We start from the raw sequence: 1,853 nt of genomic DNA on the forward strand, positions 1-1,853 counted from the left end.
TAGGCGATATTTTTGTTCATAGTGCTTATACCTTGGCTCGAAATCAAGTAAAATACACTTCACCTTCAAATTTTGTGTTGGAAACAATGGAAACTGAGTATTTGGAGTGTTTACGCTCGAAATATTACACGCGACAACTTCCTTTTGCTCCCTTTTTTGACAATAAATTTATATCGAAAGATGAGAACTGTATTGTTTTTATAGATGTTGTTCCAGTTGCCTCCAAAGATTCTAAGTTTATCGACTTTCCGTATCTACAGAAGCTAAAACTAGATATCAATACATATCACATTAGTAGGATCATGTATGATTTTAAATTCAATACAGGTAAAAATAATATTTCGTGGCGGGAGCTTCCCCTTCGTTATGAATCTTCTAAGTATGCTAATATGGCATTTAATGCGGATACTGTTATTACTTACCCTTTAACAGTATGGAAGAAATATAAGAAAAAATACAGTTATTGTCATGTTGTCCTTATACAAAAAAATGGAAGATGTCCCATTCGTTTGTATTTTTTGTATAATAATAAAGCTAAAAAGAACTTGAATAAATATATAAAGTCTTTAGAAGGAGTTTTTAGATATCGTGATCCAAAAGATTATATTCAATTTGTTGAACCTCAGCAAGATTCTATAATTAATGTTATTCCATATGAGAAGAAAAACTTAATTCAGTAAATTGAGATTAATGATAAATACAATATTATGAAGAAGATTACAAAGAAAAACTTTAGAGGATTAAAACAATTGTTTTTGATATTGGGAGAAGAAAAAATGCAGCATTACGTTGGTGATTATTCTAGTGGCTATTGGCGTGGTAATTGGAATAATCCCAACTCTCCTTAAACTTCTGAAATAGTTATGAAATAATTATCTTTATATGATCATTTCTAGAAGTAATAGTAGATATCTAATTATAATTTTAAAATCAGTATTAATATGAAATATAGTTTTATTTTTTTATTTCAGTTCATTGTGTTCTCTGCCTGTGGGCAAAATAAGGAAGCTGAAATAACTTTGTTAGAAACAGAAATGGTAAGTTTTTTTCAGGTAACATTAGAGGAGAATTACGGTCAAAAAGATGCTATTGACTTATTGGTAAAAGGGATGGAACGATATCATTTTAATTATTTATTGGAAGTTGACAAAGAACGGTTAAAGCAAATAAATAAGAAGCTTTATTCTGGTTGGCTCTATTCCTATTTTTTGGATGGAGTCGATTTGAATGATTCTTGTGCAGTGTATGTGCCGGCAGGTGTTTCAATATCTGAGTACGGACGAACAGACGAATTTCGTGCGATTCTGAAAAAAAAGAATCTGGATGATCCTCATCGTGTCCATTTTATTACTGACTCCGCAAAGTATGTATATGGCAGAGAACAAGTAGAAAATGTAGCTCTTCCATTTAAAATCGATATTAGTGGATTTACTTATAAGCAAAGGGAGTTGGATCATGCTTCTCATCCTGCAATGAAAAACATTTGTAATTTGATAGATATGACTGGAGTTATTCCTACTACAGTGTTGTGGGGGGTAATTGCTACAAATAAAGATAATATCTGCAGTGATTTTAAAACGGACCGTGATGTGCAAATATTCTTGACGCTTTATTTTTGGAGATATTTGTGTCATTTTGCGAATATTGATTTTTATACAGGTTTAGATAAGACTGAGGAGATTTTAAAGGCAAAGTAGATTCGTTTGGCAGTCTATATAGCTTAAAATTGTAATAAAAATGCAGTTATTGCTGTTTTTTATTGAAATAAATAGAAGAGCTTCAATTTTTCGTGTTTCTTGTATAATGATAAATAGAATAATATGAAGAAGATTACAAAAACAAATTTTCAGGGA

General features: G+C 30.5%; 3 protein-coding genes. All 3 read left to right on the forward strand.

Annotated elements, in window-relative coordinates; translation table 11 throughout:
• Positions 1 to 680 (forward strand): hypothetical protein (locus tag HMPREF2794_RS28880; RefSeq protein WP_070751295.1); only part of this gene is annotated, 680 nt, incomplete at its 5' end.
• A 27-nt stretch (positions 681 to 707) separates the two neighbouring features.
• On the forward strand, positions 708 to 848 hold the full coding sequence (locus tag HMPREF2794_RS28885) for a hypothetical protein (RefSeq protein WP_153880819.1): 141 nt from the start codon (positions 708 to 710) through the stop codon (positions 846 to 848).
• Positions 849 to 941: 93 nt separating this feature from the next.
• Complete coding sequence (locus HMPREF2794_RS29430; RefSeq protein WP_083312035.1) at positions 942 to 1,697, forward strand: hypothetical protein; 756 nt, start codon at positions 942 to 944, stop codon at positions 1,695 to 1,697.
• The last annotated feature ends 156 nt before the right edge of the window (positions 1,698 to 1,853 follow it).

This window comes from Bacteroides sp. HMSC067B03, assembly GCF_001811315.1.
Taxonomy (GTDB): Bacteria; Bacteroidota; Bacteroidia; order Bacteroidales; family Bacteroidaceae; genus Bacteroides; species Bacteroides faecis.

Coding starts and splice junctions, on each gene's coding strand:
- HMPREF2794_RS28885 (WP_153880819.1), top strand. CDS start 708: ATGAAGAAGATTACAAAGAAAAACTTTAGAGGATTAAAACAATTGTTT.
- HMPREF2794_RS29430 (WP_083312035.1), top strand. CDS start 942: ATGAAATATAGTTTTATTTTTTTATTTCAGTTCATTGTGTTCTCTGCC.